The organism is Methylorubrum salsuginis, assembly GCF_900114375.1.
GTDB classification, from domain to species: Bacteria; Pseudomonadota; Alphaproteobacteria; order Rhizobiales; family Beijerinckiaceae; genus Methylobacterium; species Methylobacterium salsuginis.
Genome location: NZ_FOSV01000028.1, coordinates 31,255 through 57,870, shown reverse-complemented (window position 1 = coordinate 57,870; position 26,616 = coordinate 31,255). Strand labels below are relative to the sequence as shown.

Sequence of the window (26,616 nt, the reverse complement as noted above, 5' to 3'; positions counted from 1 at the left end):
CGAAGGCGCTGCGCAAGTGGGTCGCCAAGGTCGGACCGCAGATCCAGTACATCGCACCCGGCTCGCCGTGGGAGAACGGGTACTGCGAAAGCTTCAACGGCAAGCTTCGTGATGAGTGCCTACGTCAAGAAATCTTCTACTCGTTGAGGGAGGCGCAGACTGTGATCGCCCTCTGGCAGAACACCTATAACCGCGTCCGGCCGCACTCGTCGCTGGGCTACCGGCCACCTGCGCCCGTCACCGTCCCGGATCGAGCCTTCCGGCTACCCATGGCCGCCACCATGCAGTAGCCTCTCAATCGGCTCGGTCCAAAATGCCGGTCAGGTCAGTTCTGTGCGTAATTCAGTAGCTCCCTTAGTGCCCTCTCTCTATCATTATCTTGGTCTTAGGGATCAATTTAATAAAGCTTCTATGGAAAGCTTGTTGTTTCGTTCTTTAAACAATTTGTTTGAAGAAGGTGCAAATGAAGCTCTCCGCAGGATTAACATCGGAGCTATATTTAGCTATCTTGAGCTTCAGCCTACTTTGACGGTGATATACCGCTTGCGAATACCATTCGCAATTCGCACATTGGTCGACGAAGATGCGCCGATTAATTTCGCGGAGGTTGTAACCGAATATGGGCAAAAAAAGCGCATTTCTGAAGTTATAGAAGCGGGCACAAGTGAAAATGAACTCAGTAATCTTCTGCGTTACGCAATAGAGCGAGCATCGCATGGGGTCGTTCGTGCATCGGCCGATTTTTCTAGCGGCGGTATGCTGGACGAGACATTCCATACTTTGCAGCCTCTTCGACGCGCAGGCTTCCTGACGTTAAGTGGTGTAGAAATAACACAGCGCAATGGCCTTGTCTCGGATCTAAGGCGGGCAAGCTCAGGACAGCTAAGCATAGTTGCCTCACTGCTATCGTTATCATCTGTGATAGTCAACGGAAGTCTGGTATTAATTGATGAGCCTGAGCTTAGTCTTCACCCTGAGTGGCAGATAGATTACGTGAATCTTCTGACTCGAACATTTTCGCGTTACAAAGGTTGTCATTTCGTAATTGCTACGCACTCACCAATGGTTATATCTGAGTTGCCCGATAACGCTCAGGTGATTGCCCTGGATAGGGAGGATCTGCCTCCGGTAGAGAAGATGACTGGACAATCAGCCGATTATTTACTTGCAGAAGTATTCGGCGCGCCTATGCAGGGAAACCTGTATATTCGCGAGCGTGTTGTGACTGCTATGCGATTAATCGCGTCCGGCCAAGCAAGATCAGTCGAGTTTGCCGCCATATTATCTGATTTGAAAAAGATTTCAGTCGACATGGAGAAGGACGACCCAATTCTAGGCACTATACGTCGCCTGGAAGATGTCGCCCGCGAGGCTGGTACAGAGGTTCGTTGATGGAACCCGTCAGGTATTCCCAGGCCAACCAAGCCTTGGTTGATGCATTTACTTGTCTCGATCCTGCTGACATGAAACCGGCATATTGGGGAGACGATGCTGTAACATCAGTCAGAAAGCAGGCAAAAGACCATTATATTTTCGCGCAGAACAGGAAGTGCTGTTACTGTAAGCGTGAATACCCAACTGGCAATAATGCCGTTTGGGACGGTGAGCATATTATACCGCGCAGCAAAGCTGTGAAGTTTTTATTTGAGCCAAGAAATTTGGCTGCGGCATGCAAGGACTGCAATATTGCCAAAGGTGAAGATGAGGTGAGGGTCAATCCGCAGCGCGTTTCATTTCCCGATCAGTCGCAGCATTACTTGATTGTTCATCCGCATTTCGATGAATATGAAGATCATATTCGTTGGTACGGCGAAGTCGTCAGGCCGCTCACCGATAAAGGAATTAAACTGACTCAAATGTGCAACCTCCACCGCTTTGGTTTGCTCAAGGTCGGTGAAAAGGTTCTCCCGATCAACTCCCACGCCGACAACATAGTTGGCAAGTTTATGGATCCCCATGCCTCCCCACTTGAGTTGGATATGGCACTAGCGGCATTTACTGTATACGTCAAAAGTGTTCCGCAGGCATAGAGTGTGCTTTGGACTGCCCTTTGGCGTGAGCGCCCCCGGGCCGGGCAAGCGCAGGAGCGCTTCGTCGTTCGGGTCCGGCTCGTACCTAGGTTCGATGCCTCGGCCGCCTCCGCGGTCACCGCCCAGTACGATCTTGGGACCGCGGCCGCCCCTCCTTGAGCAGGACGTTGACGTCTCGCTCTCCGACGATGAGAGACAGGGCTGGGAAGCCCTCCGCCGATAGCACGCCCGCCGACCGGCCGAGCTGCCGGAGATCCGTTGAGCTCGGAGTCGTGGAAGCCTGCGGCGGATGCGAGTGCCATTCCCCAACGTAGCGGACTTGGTCCATGACCCGTGCCATCCTGGCGGTCACGACCTCGGTCAGCCCGGCGATGCCGCGCTCGAAACCCGAGACCGAGCCGACGCTGTCCGATGGCGGCGCCAGCGCCTCGACGAGGTGAATACGACGTGCGCGAGCGTCCACCGTGCCGAGGAGCGCGCCCCCCGTCTCCTCTGGAAGCCGAGCTGCGCGCCGCGTGATAAGATTATCCTTTAGGTCGGCGTCGAGCGTTATGTTCCAATCGCCGCGACGGATTTGCTCGACCGGGGCGACCGTGGGACGCGTGAACTCGACCTCACCGTCAGGGCCGAGCAACCACAGGAGGATTGCGGGCTCCGGGCTGTCCAGGGCGCGCCCAAGCCCCTGCGCTGCCAGCGCGGACAGCAAGGCGGCGCGGCTCTCCGGGATACGGTTCGTCACCGCCCGGCACGCCCCGGTGTAGGCGAAGCGCTCGCCGACGGCGCTGAGGTGCCGTTCCAGAGCTGGCAGTCGCAGCACGGCTCCGTAATACTGCGCCTCCAGGTCTCGTAGGCTAACGGACCGGTCCTCGGCCTCGACGAGCACCACGACAGACTCCCCCGAGGGATTGAAGAATGCGCTCGCCCGACGCGCCGCGCCGCCTAGGTCCGAGAGATGGCGGGCGGCCGCGACCGATGCCGAGGCATCCAAGATGACCGCGGCTTCCGCGAGCAGGCTCCGAAGCGCCTCGGCGTGCTCGCCCGGACGCAGGACGTTGCAGGCCAGCACGGTCCGGACCACCGGTGGAGTGGTGGGCGCGAAGATGCCGTTGAGCCGGTCCTTGAGCGCGCTGGCCTTCAACCGGCCGACGTCCGGGTAGCTGAGCGTATGTCGGGCAAGGTTATGCGGGAGCAGGTGGTCGTCATCGACGATGTCCCAGACGAAGCGTCCCTCCCGCACGAGGCTCTCGGCGAGGTGTGAGCCTATCGCTCCTGCGCCGACCAAGACCGCTTGGCGGGGATCACGTCGAAACCCGGCGAGCTCGGCGGCCCGGTCCGGGTCGAAGGCGACGTGGACTTGCGCGAGTTCGATCCTGATGGCGCGTAGCGCCGGCTCGTCGACGGGCTGCTTGACGATGGCCGGAGCATAGCGCGAGGCGACCTCGTCGCTGGCTCCGGGCAGGAGAACGCCCAGGGCCACCCCGATGTCTCCGACGGGTCGCTCCGTAAGAAACATCCGAACGTCGGCTGCGCCAGACCCGCCTCCGTCGGGCCCGACCACCGGCATGTCGACGATGATCGCCAACAGGGAACCGAGCCGCTTTCCATCCGTCGCGGATGCGCCAGACCAGCCGAGGATGCGTTGGCGGAGATCATCGATCAGTTCGATGTCTCGTTCCTTAAGGAAGCCCGCGAGCGAGGCAAGGTCGGAAGGGGCTTTCCTCATGCGCCTCATGCGCTCGGGAGGTACCCGGTAGGCGAGGGGTAGGATGCGCCGACCGCGGACCTCGCTGCTTTCGGTCGTCGAGAGCGCGACCGCTTGGACGATCATCTGCTTGCCGGCCTCCACACCGAAGGCGGCGAGTTCCACGCTACTGCCTCCCTCGCCGAGGACGGCGCGCGGGAAGACGAAGCTGAACGGGCTCACCCCGAAGAATGGGTCGAGGGGTTGGTTGGGGTCATGCAACTCACCGCGAGCGGCACGATGAAACCAGGCGACGATACGCTGGAGAAGCTCGGCCGGTGTCCAGGTGAGCTGCGCTTCGTCCCAGGGTCGGTCATCGACGCAGATAGCGGCAGGGCATCCTTCCGGAACGAGTTGCTGGTGCTCGGTGTCCGGGAAATCCTCGCGAAGCGCCATCACGAGCGGCATGCTGCCCGCCTCGCCGAAGGCGATGCCGAGCGGCTCTACGGGCAGGATCGGCACCACCGGATGCTGGGGAACGTCGGTCCTCAGCTCAACGAGCAGGATCTCGGCCCCGTGGGCATTGCGATAGGCGTTTCCCACGTTCGCAATGTCGGCCGCCTCATCGGCCAAGTATGACGCGACCGCTCGTGCGGTCTCGTGCGCAAGCTCGGCTGGATCGAGCGCCGAGCCCCATTCGTCGATCCAGGCCATCGGCATCAGCCCTGGCGCGCCGGTGCCGACGTCGCCGTAGCGACGACGCTCGGCGCCGCGAGCGCCAAAGCCAGTCCGAACCGGCTGACCTCGAACCGGAGGGCTTCGGAGCATCCTTGCGAGGCTCCTCCATCGTGACCCTGAAGGTGCCACCCTTCTCGCGGGCTACCCGGCGATGGTGGTTGGCTGCCTGCCGATGCGGCGGCTGGGAGTCCTTGTCACCGTCGGTGCCGGCTATGGGGATCGGCCGGCTCGGGGAGACAATGGTGCAGTTCTTCTGGCCCTGGGTCTCAAAAAGCCACTTCACCTCGTCGACGGCCACCGTCTCGTCCTCTCCGCGTTCCGGCCCGAGGGACAGGTACGAGCAGTGGTGCGGGAGCTTCATCAAGTCCCAGCGGAGGCGGTCGGCGTTCCCGTAGCGGCGGGTGATCTTGACGATGTCCGACAGCGCGTCGTGGTCGAGGTCCGAGCCGAACAGCGCGTAGGTTTCGTGGGTCGCTTCCTTGAAGGTGACCTGGAACGCGACGGCGTCGCCGTTTCGGTCGACGACCGTGTTCTCGTCCTGACGCCAGGCGAAGGGGCTGTGCACGAAGAACTCGGCGCGTTCGGGTCCGTCCTTGCTGAAGCCGGGCACGAGCTTGCCGGCGTCGACGAACAGGTGCTTGCGCGTCTCGTAATCGAGTTCCTCCTGCTCCATCCAAGCCTTGAGCCGTTCGGCGCGGGAGAAGATGCGGATGCCCTTCTTCTCGCGGAGACGGTGCCGGGCCTCCGCCTGCACGAGGCGGGCGTCACCCTTTAGCCCTTCCTCGGTCAGGGCGCAGGCGGGCACCCAGAGCTCGTTAATCCTGATGCGGCCCTCGCCTTGGTACGCCTTGGCGTGGTCGAGCCAGAAGAACTCGCCCGTGCGGCAGCAATGGTCGTCGTCGAGGTGGGTGAAGCAGACGACGTCGAAGCTGTCGCGCCCTGCCTTTCTCAGGTTCGCCCGGAGTTCGGCGGCGAGATCGCAGCGGGGGTCGTCGGCCTTGTCTGGGTTGCGCTGGTTGCCAAAGTCCACGAGGACCTTGCGCTTATCGGCCAGGTCGATGAGAGCGCTGTCGGCGTCGCCGAGCGGATAGAAGGTGACGTAGGCGGTCATGGGATTACCTCGATTCGATGGGGTGTGGGCGGTCAGGCGACCGTGAGCTCCCGTTCGTGCTCAGGCGCCGCCGGCCAAGCGTGGCAGTTGGGAAATTCAGCGGGGGAGTGGGTGGTCAGGACGGTGTCCGCCATCTCGAAGCCATGGCGGGCGATCCGCTCGAAGACGGCCGGCGCCATTGCGGTGAGATCGGTCGGATGCAGGTGCGCGCGGCGCGCCTCCGCGTCCGATTGAAAGGCGTCGTACTCCTGGGCCGCGCGCTCGCGCCCGACCTGGATGTCGATCTCCCGCGTCGACCGGCCCATCTTGATGAGGGTGCCGCGCACGGTCTTGTCCAAGACGTCACGGAAGAACATGCGGGAGCGAAGCGCCCGGATCTGGTCGCTCGTGATGTCGAAGAGGCGAGGGCTCGCCAGACGGCCGCTGAGAAGGCCGAGGAGCGAAGGTCGACTATCCGGAGGCAGCTCGGCCGACGCGTCGCTGCAGATCAGGAAGTCGCAATGTCGAAGGGCCTGCCCAGGCTTGTAGAGGGCTTCCAGGCCGAGGTTCTCGTAGGCGCCCCCGTCCCAAAGACGCACCCGTTCCGTTGGGGGCCGCTCCCGCCGGGCTGACGCCTTATGGTTAAGTCTGTCGGCAACGAACCAGCCTTCCTTGGGCAGGTCGAGGGTCAGGGCACCGATAGCGTAGGGGACGGCGGCCGACGCAGCTGCCGCCTCGGCGAGCCGGTAGGGCGGTTCGTGGTGGAGGCCGAACTTCCAGTCGCCCATCTCCCGCCGGGCGAAACGCCAGTTCTTGCCGGTGTGCAGACAGGTCGTGTTGATCCACCAGACCGGCGCGTTCGGAAGGTCGCCGAGGCTCCCGGTCACGCCCCATCTCTCTTCGAGCAGATCCGCGAGCACGCTGGCCCGATGGGACAGGAGGCGATGGTTGAACCGGACAAGCCCACCTAGACCGATGGCGCGGAGCGAGAAGAGGTCGGCGGTTGTGAGAAGCTCTCTGACGCGGGGGTAGATTTCCCGCTCGTACCGGGCCGACGTCGGCCACTGCATCCCGGCCTGCGCCATGATGACCGCCGTGACCAAGCTGCCGCCTGATACGGTCGACAGGTGCGTCACCCGCTCCAGCGCCTCTTCGGCGGCAAGCCGACGAAGGACGCCCAGATGAAAAACCGCTGCCCGCGTGCCGCCGCCGGAAAGGGCTAAGCCGAGCCGAGGCGGGCCTGCGCCTCCTTCGCTTCGAGGAGGCGGGGTGTCTGTGAACGCCATGTTCGCATCCCTTTTGGAGACGAAGCATTCCCGTCGGCCAGGCTTGACCGTACCCGGTTTGTTCCAGGCATCGCCCGAGGACGTCTTTTTGACGTCCTCGGATGACCGGTTAGTAGATGGGGCCCGGCACGGCAGACCCCGCCGAAGAGCCTGGTGGGTTCGCCGACCGCTGACGGTATCGATCTACCGCCAGCGGTCACCGGAGCGTGATTTCACGCCAAACTCAGGGTGAAGTTCCAGGTGTCTTCACCGTAAGCATTGAAGTGGCCTTTCGACTTTGTGTCGCTCCCTCGAATTCGGCCTTGGAGGGGGCTGGGTCTGAACTTGCCTATGCCGAGGGTCCAATCTTCCCTCTTTTTGGGCCCAAACTCCCCTCTCCGTTACACCGTCCTCACCGGCAGGCCTGCGTTACGAGCACCCCGTCGTGCCGCCGCAGGTGTCGCACTTCAAACAGGTGCCGTTGCGGACCAGCGTGAAGTTCGCGCATTCCGGGCAGGCCTCGCCGACATAGCCCTTCATCTTCGCTTCGGCGCGGCGATCCGCGACGCTGCGCTCCGCCTTCGCTTCCGGCTTGGCGAAGGGCAGGGTCTCGATGCTGCCCAGAGCCTGCGGCTCTGCCTTGAGCGCGGTGGCACCCCGCACCGCGTGGACCGCGCCGCCGGCCGGGGCGGTCTGGCCGGTCGAGGCTGCCCCGACCCCCACCGTGGCCCCGGACGGACCGCCCTGGATCAGGGTGAGCCGGTCGGCCGAGCCGCGCAGAAGGCCGCGGGAGACCACCGCGGAGGCGGCCGGCGCCGGCTTGCCCGATTCGCGGGTGGTGTCGCCCTCGCCGCCGCCGAGCACCGTGCCGCCGATCTCGGCCGGGTTGACGTGGGCGAGGTCGGTGCGGCCGAGATAGGACACGGCCAGCTCGCGGAACACGTAATCGAGCAGCGAGGTCGCGTTCTTGATCGCGTCGTTGCCCTGCACGAAGCCCGCCGGCTCGAACCGTGTGAAGGTGAAGGCCTCGACGTATTCCTCCAGCGGCACGCCGTATTGGAGGCCGAGCGAGATCGCGATGGCGAAGTTGTTCATCAAGCTCCGGAAGGTCGCGCCCTCCTTGTGCATGTCGATGAAGATCTCGCCGAGCCGCCCGTCCTCGTACTCGCCGGTGCGCAGATAGACCTTGTGCCCGCCGACGACCGCCTTCTGGGTGTAGCCTTTCCGCCGGTCCGGCATCTTCTCCCGCGAGCGGATGCGCTCGATCCGCTCGATGACGCGCTCGACGATCTTCTCGGCTGCAATGGAGGCTTTGGCGGCGGCCGGGGCCTGGACGATCGCCTCGAGCGCGTCTTCGGCCTCGTCCTCCTCGTCGGCGATCAGCGCGGCGTTGAGCGGCTGCGACAGCTTGGAGCCGTCGCGGTAGAGGGCGTTCGCCTTCAGCGCCAAGCGCCAGGACATCAGGTAGGCCGACTTGCAGTCGTCCACCGTCGCGTCGTTGGGCATGTTGATGGTCTTGGAGATCGCCCCCGAGATGAAGGGCTGCGCCGCCGCCATCATGCGGATGTGGCTCTCGACCGAGAGGTAGCGCTTGCCGGTGCGCCCGCAGGGATTGGCGCAGTCGAACACCGCGTAGTGCTCCGGCTTGAGGCCAGGGGCACCCTCCAGCGTCATCGCCCCGCAGACATGGGTGTTGGCGGCCTCGATGTCCTTCTTCGAGAAGCCGAGGAACGGCAGCAGCTCGAAGGTCGGGTCGGCCAGCTTCTCGGCGGGCACCTTGAGGGTGTCCTTCAAGAAATCGTCGCCGAGCGTCCAGCGGTTGAACACGAACTTGATGTCGAAGGCCGACTTCAGTCCGGCTTCCACCGCCGCGATCTTCTCGTCGGTGAAGCCTTTGGCCCGGAGCGAGCCGGGGTTGATCGCGGGCGCCTGACCCATCGAGCCGTGGCCGACCGCGTAGGCCTCGATCTCGGCGATCTCGGCCTCGCGGTAGCCCAGCGCCCGCAGGGCGTCCGGGGCCGCTTGGTTGATGATCTTGAAGTAGCCGCCGCCGGCGAGCTTCTTGAACTTCACCAGGGCGAAGTCGGGCTCGATGCCGGTGGTGTCGCAATCCATCACGAGGCCGATCGTGCCGGTCGGCGCGATCACGGTGGCCTGCGCGTTGCGGTAGCCGTGCGCCTCGCCGAGCGACAGCGCCCGGTCCCAGGCCGCCTTGGCGTGCGCGCCGAGATCGCCCTGCGGGATGTTGGCGTGGTCGAGCGGCACGGGGGCGACGTTGAGCCCCTCGTAGCCGTGGGCCTCGCCGTGGGCCGCGCGGCGGTGGTTGCGGATCACCCGCAGCATGTGGGTGCTGTTCTCGGGATAGGCCTCGAAGGTGCCGAGCTCGGCCGCCATCTCGGCGGAGGTGGCATAGGCCACGCCCGTCATGATCGCGGTGAGCGCGCCGGCGAGCGCCCGGCCCTTGTCCGAGTCGTAGGGCAGACCCATCGTCATCAGCAGGCCGCCGATATTGGCGTAGCCGAGGCCCAGCGTGCGGTACTTGTAGGACAGCTCGGCGATTTCCTGGCTCGGGAACTGCGCCATCATCACCGAGATCTCGAGCACCACCGTCCAGAGGCGGTTGAGATGCTCGAACGCCTCCACGTCGAAGTGCTTCGTGGCGCGGTCGTACATCGTCAGCAGGTTGGCGCTGGCGAGGTTGCAGGCGGTGTCGTCGAGGAACATGTACTCCGAGCACGGGTTCGAGGCCCGGATCCGCCCGCCGGTCGGGCAGGTGTGCCAGTCGTTCATCGTCGTGTTGAAGTGCAGGCCCGGATCGGCCGACGCCCAGGCGGCCTCGCCGATCTTCTCCCACAGCTCACGGGCCTTGACGGTCTTGGTGACCTTGCCGGTGGTGCGGGCGGTGAGCGCCCAGTCCTCGTCGGCCTCGACGGCGCGCAGGAACTGGTCGGTCAGCGAGACCGAGTTGTTGGAGTTCTGGCCGGCGACGGTGAGATAGGCCTCCGAATCCCAATCGGTGTCGTAGACCGGGAACTCGATCTTGGTGAAGCCTTGCTTGGCGAACTGCACGACGCGCTTGATGTAGGCGTCGGGCACCATCGCCTTGCGGGCGGCCTTGATCTCGCGCTTGAGGGCCGGGTTGCGCTCGGCGTCGAAGCAGGCGTCGCCTTCGGCCTCGCACTGGGTGCAGGCCTTCATCACCGCGGTGAGGTGCTTGGAGACGACCTTGGAGCCGGTCACCAGGGCGGCGACCTTCTGCTCCTCCTTCACCTTCCAGTCGATAAAGGCCTCGATGTCCGGATGGTCGATATCGACGATCACCATCTTGGCGGCGCGCCGCGTGGTGCCGCCGGATTTGATCGCGCCCGCGGCCCGGTCGCCGATCTTGAGGAAGGACATCAGGCCCGACGACTTGCCGCCGCCGCCCAGCTTCTCGTTCTCGGCGCGCAGCATCGAGAAGTTCGAGCCGGTGCCGGAGCCGTACTTGAACAGGCGCGCCTCGCGCACCCACAGATCCATGATGCCGCCCTCGTTGACGAGGTCGTCCTGCACGCCCTGGATGAAGCAGGCATGCGGCTGCGGGTGCTCGTAGGACGAGGCCGACTTCGTCAGCTCACCCGTGCGGTAGTCGCAGTAATAGTGGCCCTGGCTCGGGCCATCGATGCCGTAGGCCCAGTGCAGGCCGGTGTTGAACCATTGCGGCGAGTTCGGCGCCACCATCTGCTTGGCCAGCATGAAGCGCAGCTCGTCCTGGAAGGCGGACGCGTCCTCTTCGGACGAGAAGTAGCCGCCCTTCCAGCCCCAATAGGTCCAGCAGCCGGCGAGCCGGTCGAACACCTGCGTCGAGGAGATTTCCGAGACGTAACGCTCGTCCTCGGGCAGCGCGGCGAGCGCGGCTTCATCCGGAATCGAGCGCCACAGGAACGAGGGAACGCTGTTCTCCTCCACCTTCTTCAGGCGGGCCGGGACGCCGGCCTTGCGAAAATACTTCTGGGCCAGCACGTCGGCGGCGACCTGGCTCCAGCTCTCGGGCACCGAGATGCCGGCGAGCCGGAAGACGACCGAGCCGTCGGGGTTACGGATCTCGCTCACCGCCTCGCGGAAGGCGATGGTGGCGTAGGGGGACTGGCCGGCCGTGGTGTAGCGCCGCTCGAACCGCATGAATCATTTCCCCATGAGACGCGTGGAAGCGCCCGGAGCGGATGGTGCCGCACCGTGTCAGGATGGAAAGCAGGATGTCCGCTCCGGCCGCGTGACTGAGCCCACGAAACCGATCGATCGATGTGCGGGCCAGGGTTTGAGACCCGGCGCCGACCCGTCCGAAGCGATGCCCGAACCTTAATGCCCGGCTGCCTCTCACGTCAATAACTAGTGCCGGCTACCCGTGTTCCGCGCTAGATGTAGTGGTTGGCGGCATAATCCTGTGGATATCGCGGCCATTCCGCTAAGTGCCGTTTTGGCCTGTCGGAATCGCCTGCGAAAAATTTTGGATTCACAGGCAGCGGCGCCGGCTCGCCGGGCGGCATGGTTAACCGGCGTTCGGAACTGGGCCGGGCGTGCCGAAAATGCGACAGATGCGCCGTCTCGCTGGACGCCGCGTCCGGGCTGCCGCATAACGCGCGCATCCGTGAACGAGCCGGCCTGCGCGCCGGGAGGAACCATGGCCCTCAAGGACACGCTGCTGCGCATCTTCACGTGGTGGAACGGGCAGACGGTGTCGCTCGCGCTCGTCACCGCGCGCAGCGGGCAGTTCGTCGGCGCGGACGAGCTCGGCAACAAGTACTACAAGGCGCTGGGCCCCCTGATCGACCGCTCGGTCGGCCCGGAGCGGCGCTGGGTGGTCTATAACGGCTACGCCGACGCCTCCCGCGTGCCCCCCGGCTGGCGTGCATGGCTGTGCCACAACGGCGACGTCCCCCCGAGCGAGGAGGATTATCGCCCGCGCGAGTGGCAGAAGCCCCACGAGGAGAACCTGACCGGCACGGCCGCGGCCTACCGGCCGAAGGGCTCGCAGCTCTCCTGGGGGGCCCGCCCCGCCGCGACCGGCGACTACGTGCCGTGGACGCCGGGGGAGTGAGCGATTCCGTGATCGCCCGGAGCCGGCCCTGAACTGAACCGATCCGGGGCTTCGACCTTTCCCTCCATGACCAAGGTGGAGGGAACTTCGATGCGGGCGATCACGATGGCGGCCCTGCTGTGCCTCGGCGCGGGCGTGGCGCAGGCGCAGGAGGCGGACACTCAGGCCCCGGCCGAGCTGACGCCGGTCCTGAAATCCGAAACCCTCGTCTTCAACGGCATCACCCGGACAAAGGACGGGCGGCTGTTCTCGCCGTTCCAGCGCCAGCAGAAGGACAAGGGCATCCAACTCGGCGAGTGGATCGACGGAAAGCCGCAGGCCTATCCCGACACCGCCTGGAACAGCTGGAAGACCGGCGACGACGCGTCGAAGGCGTTCGTGGGCGCCAACGCGATCCGCATCGGGCCCGACGGCGACCTGTGGGTGGTGGACAAGGGCGCGGCCGAACTCGGCGGGGCGCCGCTGCCCGGCGGGCCGAAGCTGGTGCAGATCGATCTGTCCGCCAACAAGGTCCGCAAGGTGTGGCCTCTTGAGGCCGCGACGACGCAGAAGAGCTTCATCGACGATTTCCGCTTCAACGGCCGCAAGGTCTATCTCACCGATGCCGGCCAGCCCGGCCTGATCGTGCTCGACCTCGACGACGGGTCGCTGCGGCGCGCCCTCGACGGGCATCCCTCCACGGTGTCCCAGCGCCCGCTCACCGGCGAGAACAAGGTGCTCCTGAGCGAGAAGGACCAGCCGATCGCGATCCACGCCGACCAGCTCGAAGTCTCGCCGGACGGGAAGTTCTTCTACTATCAGGCCTGCACTGGGCCGCTTTACCGGATCGAGACGAAGTGGCTCGACGACAAGAGCGTGAGCGACGCGGAGCGGGGCAAGCACGTGGCGCTGTTCGCCGCCACCGTCTCGACCGGCGGCACCGCGATCGATGCCGATGGCAACATCTACGCTTCCGACACCGACAACCTCCGCATCCTCAAGTTCGCGCCGGACGGCAGCCAGAGCACGCTGGTGCAGGATCCGCGGCTGGTGTGGGGCGACGCGATGTGGATCGACGAGGAGGGAGGCTTATGGATTCCCGCCGCGCAGATGAACCGCAGCAAGGCGATGAACGGCGGCACGAACCGAATCGCGTTCCCGACCACGATTTTTCGTATGGCGATCGGGGTGAAGCCGGTGCGGAATTGACGGGGAACCCGGCCACCGCCCTTTTTCCACCACCCTTCCGGTGTTGAGACGGCCGGACCTGTTTCTCGGGCTTCACCGGCCGTTCGAATGACTCAAGAGGGCGCCTTGAGCCGCATCTCCGCCCCATCGTTGCGCCGGACCGCGCTCGCCGTTTGCGCCATGTGCGTCGCCGCGCTGCCGGCCTCGGCCGACAAGATCAAGAACCCGACCGCGGTGTTTTCCGGTCTCGACAAGATCACCGGGCGGATCGTGACCTTCGAGGTCGCCATCGACGAGACGGTGCAGTTCGGCGCGCTGCAGATGACGCCGCGGGTCTGCTACTCGCGGCCCCCCACCGAGACGCCCAAGACCACCGCCTTCCTCGAAGTCGACGAGGTGACGCTCGACAGCAAGTACCGGCGCATCTTCACCGGGTGGATGTTCGCGTCGAGCCCGGGGCTGCACGCCATCGAGCATCCGATCTACGACGTGTGGCTGACCGATTGTAAGGGCGGCACCGACGTGATCGCCGAGGCGAAGGAGCAGGAGGACGTGCCCGCCCTCGCCTCGCGCCAGGAGAAGCCCGGCCGTAAGAAGGGCAGCGATCCGACCAAGACCGCGAGCCAGGTCAACCAGGCCGGTCAGGTCGATGTCGAGGGGCCGCGCGGCGTGCCGGTCCAGCCGAAGCAGAAGCCCTCGCGAAAGTTCTTCCCGAACAACGAAGGCCCGGCACCGGCCCCCCCGCCGCCGCGCGAGCCGCAGAACCTGTTCGACGCGCTGTTCCGGTAGTTGCTGCGATCTTGGGGTTTCGAAAGGGCGAGCCCTTTCGCGGGTGCAGGGTGGAACCCTGCAAGAGGGCCTTGTCCCGGATCTCAGATCCGGGAAGGCCCTCTCTTATTGTGCCGCATCGGCTTTTCCGAGAGCCGGTTCCCACCTCCCGGGCTGATGCTCTAACCTGCGAGCCGATGCCGCGAACTCATGAACGGCCCGACCGGCTTGCGCGAGCCGGCGAAGCGCGCGAGCCCGATGGGCTGGGGCAGGCCGACATAGATCGCCTCCATCCCGCCCGAGAGGCGGTAGGCCTCGTGCCAGAAGGCGGTGCCGCCCGAGCGGTCGCGCCCGAACTTCCGCCACCATATCCGGTGCGGGTCGGAGCGGGTGAAGGTCTCCAGGCTTTCCAGATCGCGCCAGTACTGGCGCATGCCGACATGGTTGAGGCCGAACACGAGGTTCTCGTGGACCAAGAGCCCCTCCGGCATCTCCCGCTGGATGCCGGCGATGCCGCGGGCGATGCCGAACAGCGCCAGCAGGCCCCGCCACGTGCCGACCCGGAAGCCGAGATAGACCACGACGAGATCGGGATAGCCGGAGAGATCGACCGATTCCCGGTCGTGTCGTGTCTCTTGCGCCGCATCCGCCCGCATGGCACCCCCTCCATGTTTACACCGTCATCATAGAAGTGGCGCGTACAGTGTCAACATCGCGGCCGGCGAAGGCCGGCTACCATCACGGCGAACTCCGGGAGGCCCTGGTCGCGGCCGGGCTCGCGATCCTGGAGGAGGGGGGCGATCCGGCCTCGCTCGGCCTGCGGGAGGCGGCGCGCCGGGCCGGCGTCTCGGCGATGGCGCCCTACCGACACTTTTCCGACAAGGACGCGCTGCTCGCCGCCGTCGCAACGGTCGGGTTCGAGCGGTTGCGGGCGGATCTGGAGGGGGCGGACCGCGGGGGAGGGGAGGGGCGGGCGGCGCTCATCGCCCAGGGCGTGGCCTACGTCGCCTTCGCTGCCTCGAATTCCGGCCTGTTCCGGCTGATGTTCAAAAGCTGCGCGGTCGCGCCGCCCGAGGCGCTGCCGAAGGCCTCAAGCGAGGCCTTCGGCGTGCTCGCTGCCCGCGTCGCGACTCTGGTGCCCGCTGAGCAGGCCCGGGACGAATCCTTGCGGTGCTGGTCGCTGGTCCACGGCATGGCGGTGCTGGCGCTCGACGGGGTGTTGGGCGCGGAGTTGAGCGGGAATGCCGAAGCCGTCCTGGCGCTGGCAGAGCGGCTGCTGCACTTGGATGCCCGCGGACGCTGAAGCGGCGTCCGATCGGGTTGGCTCATATGTGTCGTCGCCTGATCCGAATGCTCTTGGCCGAAGGCCGGTTCGAGGCTGCCGCCCATCTCCCCTCTGAAGCTCCGCCACCGGCCTGCTCGCTACTCTCGAGCGATGAGCACCGCGTCCTGCGGTCGAGGATCGCCGCCAAGGGCTTGGGCTCCCGTTCGATCGCTATGTTCAGCACCGCCCGCAGGTCGACGGCCACCTCCGCAAAGCTCTCCGCAGCCAACGCCGGATCATGCCGGTCGATGGGCGCCACGGCCCGCAGGCGAACGGGATCAGTCGCCAAGGTGTCCCATCTTCACAATGTAGCATAGGTCGTCGAACGCCTCACGTAGATCGAGGTCACGTGGGTATCCGCCCTCCATCGATAGCACGAGACAGGGCGCTGCCGGCGCCAATTTTGCATCGTAAGCGTTGGAATGAGGGTGCTGGAATGTTTTGCAATGAAAATCTGATGATTATTCTGCCAATAGATTTATTTCGAAACATGCAATAATAATTACAAAAATATAACATCAATTATACGAAATGATGCTCGATGAAATTGCCTGAACTGTTCTGGTGCAATCAAGTTGGATAAGGCCTAGCAAAGAAGGAGAACTTGGAAAGGCCAGACGGAGTGCGGATCGGCTAAGCCTGGGCCGTCGGAGGCGGGTGTGGATCGGGGCGGTCTTGCCGACCCGATTCCCTCGGTCTGCCGTCAGCAGGCGGCGACGTTGACCGCGAGACCGCCGAGGGAGGTCTCCTTGTACTTGTCCTGCATGTCGAGACCGGTCTGGCGCATGGTCTCGATGACCTCGTCGAGCGTCACGTAGTGGATGCCGTCCCCGCGGAGCGCGAGCGAAGCGGCCGCCACCGCCTTGTTGGCCCCGAAGGCGTTGCGCTCGATGCAGGGGATCTGCACGAGGCCGCCGATCGGATCGCAGGTCATGCCGAGATGGTGCTCCATGGCGATCTCGGCGGCGTTCTCCACTTGCAGCGCGTTGCCGCCGAGCACCGCGGCGAGGCCCGCCGCGGCCATGGCGGCGGCCGAGCCGACCTCGCCCTGGCAGCCGACCTCGGCGCCCGAGATCGAGGCGCGGCTCTTGATCAGGCCGCCGACGGCCGCCGCCGTGAGCAGGAAGTCGCGCCCGTGGGCGTCACACCAGCCGGGGCAGAACTCGACGACGTAGCGCAGGACCGCGGGCACGATGCCGGCGGCGCCGTTGGTCGGCGCGGTGACGACGCGGCCGCCCGCGGCGTTCTCCTCGTTCACCGCCAGCGCGAACAGGCTGATCCAGTCCATCACCTCGTGGGCCGGGCGGCTGTTGGAGAGCCGGCCCTCCTGAAGCTGGGCATGCAGGCGCTTGGCGCGGCGGCGCACCTTGAGGCCGCCGGGCAACTCGCCGTCCATGCGCAGGCCCCGGTCGATGCAGGACAGCATGGCGTCGCGGATCGCGTCGAGGCCGGATTCGATCTCGGATTCGGAGCGCAGCGCCCGCTCGTTCTCCCTCTGCACCTGAGCGATGCTGAGGCCCGTCTCGGCGCAGAACGCCAGCAGCTCGGCGGCGCTCGTATAGGGATAGGGCACCGGCTGGGCGACCAGCACGCTGTCCTCTCCCTCGCCCTCGTCCACGACGAAGCCGCCGCCGATCGAGTAGCAGGTGGTCTCGGTCAGCACCGCACCCGCCCCGTCATGGGCGCGGAAGCGCATGCCGTTGGTGTGGCGCGGCAGGATTTCGGTGAAGTTGAAGACGAGATCGTGCGCCGTGTCGAACGCCACCGGGGCATCCGCCCCCGGCAGGTCGAGGGCGCCGCGCTCGGTCAGTGCGTTGGTGTACTCGGCGACCCGATCCGGATCGAGAGTCGCCGGATCGTGTCCCAGCAGCCCCAGGAAAATCGCCACGTCGGTGCCGTGGCCGCGGCCGGTCCAGGCGAGCGATCCGAAGATCTCGGCGCTGATCCGGGCGGTGTCTGTCCGACCTGCGAGCCGCTCGCGGAAGCGGCGGGCGGCGACCATCGGGCCGACCGTGTGGGAGCTGGACGGTCCGATGCCGATCTTGAACAGGTCGAAGACGCTGATCATCCCTCGCCGATCCCTAGGCCCGCCTCCTTGAGGAAGTCGTGCACGTATGTGGCGAAGGAACGCCAGCATTCCACCCGGTAGCGCGGCTGCGCGCCGGCCCGGCGGATCAGCACGATCTCGGCCTTGCCGAGCAGGGTGCGGGTGGCGCTCCCCGCCGGGAAGGCGGCCTCACCCAGATCGAGGGGGCAGCCGGCGTTGAGGAGTTCGTCGGCCCGCGCCCCCTCGACGTCGATGCCGACATTGCGGTTCGAGACATCGACTAGGGAGTGGGCCCGGCCGGCGAGATCGCTCGCGGCGGAGGTCTGCAGCAGATCGGCCTCGCCCTCCGGCACGCCGATCAGCCACTCGTCCGGCCCGAGCCGGGCGATCCAGCGGCGGTCGTCGCCCGAGACCGTGTTGATCGGCCGGTTCAGCGGCAAGCCCGCGATCTCGCCCTCGGTGGAGCGGATGCGCAGGACGAAGCGGGCTTCAGCTTCGGCGGGGCGGATCGCGACGCCCGCGGGGCGGGCCTCGACCCGGCCGAGCGGGAGGGTGCGGGCGGTGCGGTAGCGAACCTCAAGCATTGACGCGTTCTCCCTTGGTGTCGAAGAAGACCGGCTCGCTCACGGTCGCGCGGGTGAAGCCGTCGGGCGTGGTGATGTGGAGCGTCTTGCCCATCAGGGCGCGCCCGTCCGCCACCAGAGCCAGCGCGATGGAGCGGTCGCAGTTCGGGCTCCAGTAGCTCGACGTGACGTGGCCAAGCATGCGCATCGGGATCGGCTGGTTCGGATCGGCGACGATCTGCGCGCCCTCGTCGAGGACGAGCTTCGGATCCTCGGTCATGAGGCCGATCAGCTGCTTGCGGCCGGTGGTGGCCACCACGTCCGGGCGGGCCAGCGAGCGTTTTCCCACGAAGTCGACCTTGGTCTTGGCGATCATGCCGGCCAGGCCCACGTCGTCGGGCGTCACCGTGCCGTCGGTCTCCTGACCGACGATGATGTAGCCCTTCTCGGCGCGCAGCACGTGCATCGTCTCGGTGCCGTAGGGCGTGATGCCGTGGGGCTGGCCCGCGGCATAGATCGCCTCCCAGACCGCCAGGGCGTGGTCGGTCGGCACGTTGATCTCGAAGCCGAGCTCGCCCGTGAACGAGACGCGGAACAGCCGGGTCGGCACGCCGCAGATCGTTCCCGTCCGCATCGCCATGTGCGGGAAGGCGTCCGGCGACAGGTCGATACCGTCTACGAGCGGCTCGATGACGTTGCGGGCCTTCGGGCCCTGCAGCGCGATCACCGCCCATTGCTCGGTGGTCGAGGTCAGGAACACCTGCAGGTCCGGCCACTCGGTCTGGAGGTAATCCTCCATGTGGCCGAGCACGCGGGCGGCCCCGCCCGTGGTCGTGGTGACGTGGAAGCACTCGTCGGAGACGCGGGCGACGACGCCGTCATCGAGGATGTAGCCGTCTTCCTTGAGCATCAGCCCGTAGCGGCAGCGGCCGTTGGCGAGCTTGGCCCAGGGGTTGACGTACATCCGGTTCATGAACTCGGCCGCATCCGGCCCGACCACCTCGATCTTGCCGAGCGTCGAGGCGTCGAAGATGCCGACGCCTTCGCGGACCGCCTTGCACTCGCGGGCGACCGCGGCGTGCAGGTCCTCGCCAGCCTTCGGGAAGTACCAGGCGCGGCGCCACAGGGCGACGTTCTCGAAGGTGGCGCCGTGGCTCTCGGCCCAGCCGTGGATCGGCGTGGTGCGGATCGGGTCGAACAGGGCGTGGCGCGCCGGCCCGACGAGCGCGCCGAAGGTGACGGGCGTGTAGGGCGGGCGGAACGTCGTGGTGCCGACCGCCGGCAGCGCCTTGTCGAGCTGCCCGGCGACGATGCCGAGCGCGTTCATGTTCGAGGTCTTGCCCTGGTCGGTCGCCATTCCGGTGGTGGTGTAGCGCTTGACGTGCTCGATCGACTGGAAGCCCTCGCGCACGGCGAGCTTGATGTCCTTGGCGGTGACGTCGTTCTGGTAATCGACGAAGGCCCGGACCTTCTTCGGGTCGGCGTCGGTGGGCATCACCCGCACCGGCTGGAAGCCGGTGAGCGTGGCGCTCGCCCCGAAGCTGTGGGTCTCGGACGAGCCCGAAGCGGCGGCGCCGGCGGCGAAGCCCTCGTTGAGGCAGGCGGCCAGATCGTAGGTGCCCTTCGCGGCGCCCGCCGAGCGCTCGGCCTGCGCCGAGGTGCCGGGGACGAAGGCGTCGAGGCCGTCGTCGTAGCGCAGCTTGCCGCGGGACTGCGAGAACAGGTGGACGGCGGGCGTCCAGCCGCCAGACATGCCGACGCAGTCGCAAGCGATGACGCGGCGGGCGCCGCAGCGGCCGTTGCTCTCCACCGGCGCCACGATGAGGCCGGAGACGCGCGTGCGGCCCTTCGAGCCGACCACGGTGTGGCCGGTCAGGACTTCGACGCCGGCCTGTCGCAGGCGGGTGACTTCCGGCCCGCAATCGGTCTCCAGCCGCAGATCGACCAGGGTGACGTCGAGGCCCGCCGACTTGGCGTCGAGGGCGACCTGATAGGCCGAGGCGCCGCTGGTGGCGACGACGAGCCGGTTGCCCGGGGCGACGCCGTAGCGGTTGAGGAACACCCGCACGCTCTCGGCGAGCAGGATGCCCGGACGGTCGTTGTCGGCGAAGACGAGAGGACGCTCGTGGGCGCCCCCGGCCAGCACCACCTCGCCGGCCCGCACCTGCCACAGGCGCTCACGCGGCGCCTGACCGGCGGCGGAGGGCAGGTGGTCGGTGACGCGCTCGGCCATCGCCACGTGGTTGTGGTTGTAATAGCCGAACACGGTGGTGCGCGGCAGCAGGATGACGTTCTCGCGGGCATCCAGATCGGCGAGCGTCTCGGCCAGCCACTCGGAAGCGAGGCGGCCGTCGATCTCGGCCTTGGGATCATGCAGCAGCGCGCCGCCCGGCTCCGGGCCCTCGTCGGCGATGATGACGCGCTTGCCGGTTCTCGCGGCGGCGAGCGCGGCGGCGAGACCCGTCGGGCCGGCGCCGACGATCAGCACGTCGCAATGGGCGTGGCGGTTGGCGTAGCGGTCGGGGTCGGCCTGCGTCGGCGCCTTGCCCAGGCCCGCGGCTGCGCGGATGAACGGCTCGTAGACACGATCCCAGAACTTCCGCGGCCACATGAAGGTCTTGTAGTAGAACCCCGCCACGAAGACCGGCGACAAGAGGTCGTTGACCGCGCCGATGTCGTATTCCAGCGACGGCCAGTGGTTCTGAGACTTCGTGCGCAGGCCGGCGCGGGCCTCGACCACCGAGGCGCGGTTGTTCGGATCGACCCGGCCGGGGCCGCGATCGACCGAGAGCAGCGCGCTCGGCTCGTCCGGGCCGTGGCTGAGGATGCCGCGGGGGCGGTGATACTTGAACGAGCGCCCGACGAGGTGGATGCCGTTGGCGATCAGCGCCGAGGCGACGGTATCGCCCTGGTAGCCGTGGATCGGCCGACCGTTGAACTCGAAGACGATGGGGCGGGAACGGTCGATCCGTCCGCCGCGGGACAATCTGAACGGCTGTGCCATCTCACGCCCTCGCCTCGCTCTGGATGTCGGAAGTCGCTGCCGGGGCCGTCGCGCCGCCCTGCTCGGAGCGCGGGCGCTCGCCCATCGGATAGGTCTCGATGAAGCGGTCGGTGACCGTGTCGCGCAGGGCGTTGAACCAGCGCCCGCAGCCATGGGCGTGGTTCCAGCGCTCGGCATGGACCCCGCGGGGGTTCTTGCGCACGAACAGGTACTCGGACCAGTTCTGGTCATCGAGGGCGCCCGGCTGCTCCGGCCGGGCGATGTGGGCTTGGCCGCCGCAGCGGAACTCGGTCTCGGGGCGGTTGCCGCAATAGGGACAGGCGATCAGCAGCATCGGTCGATCTCCGGGCGAAGGCGGATCAATGCGCGACGGCTGCCGCCGCCGCCTCGTCGATGAGGCGGCCGGTGCGGAAGCGGTCGAGCGAGAAGGGCGCGTTGATCGCGTGCGGCGTGCCGGTCGCGAGCGTGTGGGCGAAGACGTGGCCCGAGCCCGGCGTCGCCTTGAAGCCGCCGGTGCCCCAGCCGCAATTGACGAACAGGTTCTGGACCGGGGTCTTGCCGATGATCGGCGAGCGGTCGGGGGTGACGTCGACGATGCCGCCCCAGGAGCGCAGCATCCGCATGCGGGTGAATTGCGGGAACACCTCGCAGATGGCGTCCAGCGTGTGGGTGGTGATGTGGAGGCCGCCCTGCTGGCTGTAGGAGGTGTACTGGTCGGTGCCCGCGCCGATCACCAGCTCGCCCTTGTCGGATTGCGAGATGTAGGCGTGGACCGCGTTCGACATCACGACGCAGGGAAAGATCGGCTTGACCGGCTCGGAGACGAGCGCCTGGAGCGGGTAGCTCTCCAGCGGCATCGACACCCCGGCCATGTTCATCACGGTCGAGGTGTGGCCGGCGGCGACCACGCCGATCCGGCCCGCGCCGATATAGCCGCGGTTGGTCTCGACGCCGATGGCGGTGCCCGAGGCGTCGCGGCGGATGCCGGTGACCTCACAGTTCTGGATGATGTCGACGCCGCGGGCATCGGCGCCGCGGGCATAGCCCCAGGCCACCGCGTCGTGCCGGGCGGTGCCGGCCCGGCGCTGGAGCGCGCCGCCGAGCACCGGATAGCGCAGGTGGCTGCTGATATCGATCGGCGGGCAGAATTCCTTGCACTCTTCCTTCGACAGCCACTCGTTGTCGATGCCGTTGAGGCGGTTGGCGTAGACGTGCCGCTTGAAGCTCTGAACGTCGTGGATGTTGTGCGCGAGCATCAGGACGCCGCGCTGCGAGAACATCACGTTGTAGTTCAGCTCCTGGGAGAGGCCCTCCCACAGCTTGAGGGCGTGCTCGTAGAGCGCCGCGCTCTCGTCGTAGAGGTAGTTGGAGCGGATGATCGTGGTGTTGCGGCCGGTGTTGCCGCCGCCGATCCAGCCCTTCTCCAGCACCGCCACGTTGGTGATGCCGTGGACGGTGGCGAGGTAATAGGCCGTGGCGAGGCCATGGCCGCCGCCGCCGACGATGACGACGTCGTACCGGGGCTTCGGCTCGGGAGCGCGCCACTGGCGCCCCCAGCCGGTATGGCCCCGCATGGATTCGGAAAGCAGCGACGTGAGGGAGAAGCGGCGCATCGGTCGACCTCGCGGTGTTGACGGATCATGGTCCGGCCCCCGCGGGGGGGCTTGATCGACGGCGACCGCGAGTTTGGATTTTACGACTTTACGCGACGCGCCGGCGCACTAGGCGGCGGCGAGGGCGGCGGCCGGCACGATATTGCAGGTGGCGGGACGCCCCTGATGCGGGCGACCGATTCGCGGCCGCCTCGATCGGCATCGATGCGCCATCGCTCACAGGAAAGTCGGCCCCCTCCCGGTGCACGAGGAGCGTCCCGCTCGGGGGGACCGGGCTTCCCGCTCGAGCGCTCCGGCGGTGCGAAAAGCGAAGGGGGACCAAGGAGAGAGGATGTTGGCGGGCCCGGCCGCGAGCGCCCGAGGCGCCCCCAGCTTCACCCCCGACGGCCTCGAACAAGAATTATTCGATTGCGCCTGGGCGACATTCGGAGATTAACTTCCGTTATGGGCGCCGCTTCGGCGCACGGTCCGCCGACGGTCACCCGACCGGGACGATTCCCGAGCGAGGTAGGACGGGACGGCACGTGATTTGCCCATCACGCCACGGCAAAGGCCGGCAAATGGTGGTCGGGATGGAACAGATTGCAACGTTCTCGGAGGCGAGCCCCGTCAGTCCGGCGGCGGTCGGCGAGACGGTCTCGGGCAAGGCGATCACCGTCGGCTTCATGCTGGTCGAGCGCTTCTCGATGATCGCCTTCTCCTCGGCGATCGAGGCCCTGCGGCTCGCCAACCGCGCCGCCGGGCGCGATCTCTACCGTTACTCGCTCTGGTCCGAGGACGGGACCAAGTGCACCGCCTCGAACGGGATCGAGATCAAGGTCTCGGGCCGGTTCGGCGACGTGCAGGATTTCGACATGCTGATCGTGTGCGGCGGCCTGGACATCCAGAAGGCGGACCATCGGGCGCTGCACGCGGCCCTGCGCCGGGCCAGTGCCCGCGGCAGCGCCATCGGTGCCGTCTGCACCGGCACCTACGTGCTGGCCAAGGCGGGCCTGCTCGACGGCTACCGGGCGACGATCCACTGGGAGAACCTGCCGGGCCTGATGTCCGAGCACGAGGGGCTGGAGATCGGCTCCGACCTGTTCGAGATCGACCGGAACCGCTTCACCTGCGCGGGCGGCACGGCGGCGGCCGACATGATGCTGTCACTGATCATGCGCGAGCACGGGCCGACCGTGGCCTCCAACGTCGCCGACCAGCTCATCCACCACCGCATCCGCGATTCCTGCGAGCGCCAACGGATGGATCTTCGGATGCGCCTCGGCGTGGCGCATCCCAAGCTCCTCAAGGTGGTCGGGCTGATGGAAGCCTCGCTCGCCGAGCCGCTCGGCAGCCAGGAACTCGCCGAGGCGGTCCACCTCTCGACCCGCCAGCTCGAGCGGCTGTTCCTGAAATATCTCGGCCGCTCGCCGGCCAAGCACTATCTGCGCATCCGCCTGGAGCATGCCCGCGACCTGATCCGCCAGACGGCGATGCCGCTGCTCTCGGTGGCGATGGAATGCGGCTTCACCTCGGCCTCGCATTTCTCGAAGGCCTATCTCGACTGCTTCGGCCAGCCGCCGAGCGCGGAGCGGAAGGTGGTGCAGGCGCGGGCCCTCGCGCAGGCGTGATACCCATCGGCAATGATCCTGCCTCATCGCCGATTGCCCTCGCGAAGGCGGGGCGGCGGGCCTCCGCCGGATGCACGAAACAGGACCATCGGTCCTGTTTCGTGCCGGTTGGTATGAGACGCCGCGTCGCTGGCGACAGAGCCTTGCATTCGTAAGGAAAGGTCGCTTTCCGGCAAGATCGGGGGGCTTGCCGGGCCTAGTCTTCAGATCACGCAGTGGCGATCCGGCCCGGTTTCGCAGCTTCGTGAGCGTTTCCTCCCAAGGCCTCCGGCCGCCCCGTCCAGGGCGGCCTTTTTTTGTTTCGGCGTGTCCCTCAGCTCGCGGCGCGGACGTTCGAGAGGAACGTCATGACCTGGCTGCGCAACTCGTTCGATTTGTCCTGCAACACCATCGCGGCGGAGCTCACCACCTTCGCTGTCTCGCCGGTCTCGCCCGCCGAGCGCGACACCGCGGAGATGCTGGCCGAGACCTCGTGCGTGCCGGCGGACGCCTCCTGGATGTTGCGGGCCACCTCGTGCATCGCCAGCCCCTGCTGGGCCGCCGCCTCGCGGATCGACTGGGCGATGGCGCTCATCTGCTCGATCGTGCCGGACACGTCCTGGATGACGGCCACGGTGTCGCCGGTCCCGCTCTGCACCGCCGCGATCTGCACGGCGATCTCGTCGGTCGCCCGCGAGGTCTGGTTGGCGAGTTCCTTCACCTCCGAGGCGACCACGGCGAAGCCGCGGCCCGCCTCGCCCGCGCGGGCGGCCTCGATCGTGGCGTTGAGCGCCAGCAGGTTGGTCTGCGCCGCGATCGAGCTGATGAGCCGGACCACCTCGTCGATGCGGTTGGCCGCACCCGCCAGGGCATCGACCCTGGCGCGCGCCTCCCGCGCCTGCGTGACGGCGCTCGCGGCGATCTGCGTCGAATGGTCGATCTGGCGGCCGATCTCCTGCACCGAGGCGAGCAGTTCCTCGGCCGCGGACGCGACCGCGCCGACATTGGCGGAGGTCTGCTCGGAGGCCGCCGCCACGGAGGCGCTGCGCAGGCTCGTCGCCTCGGCGCCGCCCTTCAGGTTGGTCGAGGCCGAATCGAGGTCGCCGACGAGCCGCAGCACGGTCTCGGTCAGGTTCGAGACCGTGCTGTCGAAGCTCTGCGAGTGGTGACGGATGGTCTCGGCCCGCGACAGCTGCTGGCGCTGCTGCATCTCCTGCGCCTCGGCCAGGGTCTCGGCCTGGCGCGCCTTGTCGCGAAACACCTCCAGTGCCCGGGCGATGGCGCCGATCTCGTCCTTGCGGTCGGTGTCGGCGATGACGGTGTCGTAGCGCCGCTCGATCAGGCTCTCGATGGTGCGCACCGAGCGGGTCAGGGGCTTGTCGATCAGCGCCTTCGTCGTCGCGAAGAGGGTGACCAGCACGACGAGGAGGACGATGAGCCCGCCGGCCGCGGTCTCGGCGAGCTGCCGGTAGATCGGCTGCGTGATCACGGCCGCCGGCACGTCCATCACCACGGCCCAGGTCGTGTTCATGCCGGGCGCCGAGAACGGATAGATCAGCCGCAGGCCGCCATCGGGGCCGTCGGCGAGGGCGCGCCATTGCCCGTCGGCGAGCGCGGCCTTCACCGCGTCGGCGCCCGCGCCCTCATAGGCCTTCATCTCCAGGCCCTTGGCGGGCGGGGCCAGCCACTTGCCGCCCTGAGACAGCAGCATCACCCGGCCGCCGCCGAAGGGATGCAGCGCGCTGAGGCGTTCGGGCAAGGTGTCGAGCCGGATGTCGACGCCGCCGACGCCGACGACGCGGCCCGCCGGGGCGATCGGCGCGGTGATCGAGGTCACGAGGTCGCCGCGGGTGGTGAGATAGGGCTCGGTCACGAGGCTTTTGCCCGTGGCGACCGGCGCCTGGTACCATTGCTCGGAGCCGTCGAACTGGAAGGTCGAGAATTCCGGCGTCCCGGCGGCGTTCTTCGTCCAGTAGGGCGTGAAGAGCCCCTTCTGATTGACGGCGTCGGTGCCGGGCAGCGTCTTTTCCAGGGTGCGCTCGGTCGTGTCGCACATCCAGGCGCCGTAGAGGTTCGGGTAGCGCACAGCCGTGGCGCGCGCCACCGAGACGAGGTCGGCGCGCCGCGCCTGGCCGGTCTCGATCAGCCCGGAGAGGGCCGCCGTCATGGCGGTGCCCGCCGAGACCGCCTCGGTCAACTGGATGCCGACCTGGCTCGCCGCCCCGGACGCCTCCTTGATTGCGAGTTCGGTGACGTCGGAACGGACGCGGTCGGCGGTGCGCCACGCCGTGATGCCGAGGAATCCGACCAGGACGACGGTGACGGCCGTTCCGGTGACGAACATCAACTTGTTCGACAAGCCGTGCTGGGTGCTCATGAGGCTGCAGGTCCGGGTGGGGGGTACCCGGGACGATGGCGGTCGAGGATTGACGGCCCGTTAACTCAACTCGCAATGCGCTGACGGAGCGGCCAGAAAGCAGAATTCATGGCCGGTTCGATCCTTAAATCCGGATTCCGGCACAGCTTCCTTTGTCTTATCCCGAGTAGCGCCCGAAATTTTTTCGCTGCAACAATCTCGTCCGACCGTACGAATTCGTTCTCTCGAGGCGAGGCGCTGGCCGGTCGGTCGCCCCGGGGCACGAAGAAAGCCCCGAAGAAGT

19 protein-coding genes are annotated in these 26,616 nt (G+C 66.8%); 8 read left to right on the top strand and 11 right to left on the bottom strand.

Annotated elements, in window-relative coordinates; all coding sequences use genetic code 11:
- From BM140_RS22400 to BM140_RS25245, 3 genes are all read left to right on the top strand, one after another.
- Positions 1 to 290: integrase core domain-containing protein (locus tag BM140_RS22400; RefSeq protein ID WP_131803932.1), on the top strand; the 290-nt coding region annotated here is incomplete at its 5' end.
- A gap of 121 nt (positions 291 to 411) precedes the next feature.
- Positions 412 to 1,392: an AAA family ATPase gene (locus BM140_RS22395; protein WP_091951295.1), complete on the top strand. Its 981-nt coding sequence runs from the start codon at positions 412 to 414 to the stop codon at positions 1,390 to 1,392.
- Positions 1,392 to 2,030 (top strand): HNH endonuclease, encoded by a 639-nt coding sequence (locus tag BM140_RS25245; RefSeq protein WP_114436015.1) that lies wholly within the window; start codon positions 1,392 to 1,394, stop codon positions 2,028 to 2,030. The genes BM140_RS22395 and BM140_RS25245 overlap by 1 nt, the downstream gene beginning before the upstream one ends.
- Positions 2,031 to 2,145: 115 nt before the next feature.
- Here the strand turns inward: BM140_RS25245 and BM140_RS22390 are convergent, their stop codons facing one another.
- From BM140_RS22390 to BM140_RS22380, 4 genes are all read right to left on the bottom strand, one after another.
- Positions 2,146 to 4,425 (bottom strand): anti-phage 6A-MBL system cap2_3 protein, encoded by a 2,280-nt coding sequence (locus BM140_RS22390; protein ID WP_165616528.1) that lies wholly within the window; start codon positions 4,423 to 4,425, stop codon positions 2,146 to 2,148.
- Complete coding sequence (locus tag BM140_RS26020) at positions 4,334 to 5,560, bottom strand: anti-phage 6A-MBL system MBL-fold protein (RefSeq protein WP_165616527.1); 1,227 nt, start codon at positions 5,558 to 5,560, stop codon at positions 4,334 to 4,336. Before BM140_RS26020 ends, BM140_RS22390 begins: the two co-directional genes overlap by 92 nt.
- Positions 5,561 to 5,592: 32 nt before the next feature.
- Positions 5,593 to 6,825: a patatin-like phospholipase family protein gene (locus BM140_RS22385; protein ID WP_091951291.1), complete on the bottom strand. Its 1,233-nt coding sequence runs from the start codon at positions 6,823 to 6,825 to the stop codon at positions 5,593 to 5,595.
- Positions 6,826 to 7,233: 408 nt separating this feature from the next.
- Positions 7,234 to 10,965 carry a vitamin B12-dependent ribonucleotide reductase gene (locus BM140_RS22380; RefSeq protein ID WP_091951289.1) on the bottom strand — a complete coding sequence of 1,244 codons (3,732 nt, stop codon included), beginning with the start codon at positions 10,963 to 10,965 and terminating at the stop codon, positions 7,234 to 7,236.
- Between the two features lie 499 nt (positions 10,966 to 11,464).
- Between BM140_RS22380 and BM140_RS22375 the strand changes: the two genes are divergently transcribed.
- The 3 genes from BM140_RS22375 to BM140_RS22365 all read left to right on the top strand — a co-directional run bounded on the left by BM140_RS22375 (position 11,465) and on the right by BM140_RS22365 (position 13,837).
- The gene (locus tag BM140_RS22375) at positions 11,465 to 11,881 is read left to right on the top strand and encodes an NADH:ubiquinone oxidoreductase subunit NDUFA12 (RefSeq protein WP_091951287.1); all 417 of its coding nucleotides are present in this window, start codon (positions 11,465 to 11,467) and stop codon (positions 11,879 to 11,881) included.
- Between the two features lie 90 nt (positions 11,882 to 11,971).
- Positions 11,972 to 13,069 carry an SMP-30/gluconolactonase/LRE family protein gene (locus tag BM140_RS22370; protein WP_091951303.1) on the top strand — a complete coding sequence of 366 codons (1,098 nt, stop codon included), beginning with the start codon at positions 11,972 to 11,974 and terminating at the stop codon, positions 13,067 to 13,069.
- A 105-nt stretch (positions 13,070 to 13,174) separates the two neighbouring features.
- The gene (locus BM140_RS22365; RefSeq protein ID WP_091951285.1) at positions 13,175 to 13,837 is read left to right on the top strand and encodes a DUF2155 domain-containing protein; all 663 of its coding nucleotides are present in this window, start codon (positions 13,175 to 13,177) and stop codon (positions 13,835 to 13,837) included.
- Between the two features lie 161 nt (positions 13,838 to 13,998).
- Here BM140_RS22365 and BM140_RS22360 read toward each other — a convergent pair whose 3' ends face one another.
- Complete coding sequence (locus BM140_RS22360; protein WP_091951283.1) at positions 13,999 to 14,472, bottom strand: monooxygenase family protein; 474 nt, start codon at positions 14,470 to 14,472, stop codon at positions 13,999 to 14,001.
- Between the two features lie 47 nt (positions 14,473 to 14,519).
- On the opposite strand from BM140_RS22360, the gene BM140_RS22355 reads away from it, so the two are divergent.
- A complete protein-coding gene (locus BM140_RS22355) occupies positions 14,520 to 15,119 on the top strand; it encodes a TetR/AcrR family transcriptional regulator (RefSeq protein WP_244535579.1) in 600 nt (199 codons plus the stop codon).
- 724 nt (positions 15,120 to 15,843) lie between these two features.
- Here the strand turns inward: BM140_RS22355 and BM140_RS22350 are convergent.
- From BM140_RS22350 to BM140_RS22330, 5 genes are read right to left on the bottom strand one after another with little or no spacing between them, the layout of a single operon-like run.
- Entirely contained in the window at positions 15,844 to 17,208 is a 1,365-nt protein-coding gene (locus tag BM140_RS22350; protein ID WP_091951279.1) for an L-serine ammonia-lyase, read from the bottom strand.
- Positions 17,205 to 17,771, bottom strand: coding sequence for a sarcosine oxidase subunit gamma (locus BM140_RS22345; RefSeq protein WP_091951277.1), 567 nt, complete (start codon positions 17,769 to 17,771; stop codon positions 17,205 to 17,207). Before BM140_RS22345 ends, BM140_RS22350 begins: the two co-directional genes overlap by 4 nt.
- Positions 17,764 to 20,754 (bottom strand): sarcosine oxidase subunit alpha family protein, encoded by a 2,991-nt coding sequence (locus tag BM140_RS22340; protein ID WP_091951275.1) that lies wholly within the window; start codon positions 20,752 to 20,754, stop codon positions 17,764 to 17,766. Before BM140_RS22340 ends, BM140_RS22345 begins: the two co-directional genes overlap by 8 nt.
- Position 20,755: 1 nt before the next feature.
- Positions 20,756 to 21,088, bottom strand: a complete 333-nt coding sequence (locus BM140_RS22335; RefSeq protein WP_091951272.1) for a sarcosine oxidase subunit delta — start codon at positions 21,086 to 21,088, stop codon at positions 20,756 to 20,758.
- Positions 21,089 to 21,113: 25 nt separating this feature from the next.
- Entirely contained in the window at positions 21,114 to 22,367 is a 1,254-nt protein-coding gene (locus BM140_RS22330; protein WP_091951269.1) for a sarcosine oxidase subunit beta family protein, read from the bottom strand.
- A gap of 665 nt (positions 22,368 to 23,032) precedes the next feature.
- Between BM140_RS22330 and BM140_RS22325 the strand changes: the two genes are divergently transcribed.
- On the top strand, positions 23,033 to 23,977 hold the full coding sequence (locus BM140_RS22325) for a GlxA family transcriptional regulator (protein ID WP_091951301.1): 945 nt from the start codon (positions 23,033 to 23,035) through the stop codon (positions 23,975 to 23,977).
- A gap of 313 nt (positions 23,978 to 24,290) precedes the next feature.
- On the opposite strand, the gene BM140_RS22320 is transcribed toward BM140_RS22325, so the two are convergent.
- On the bottom strand, positions 24,291 to 26,333 hold the full coding sequence (locus BM140_RS22320; RefSeq protein ID WP_091951267.1) for a methyl-accepting chemotaxis protein: 2,043 nt from the start codon (positions 26,331 to 26,333) through the stop codon (positions 24,291 to 24,293).
- Positions 26,334 to 26,616: the final 283 nt, after the last annotated feature.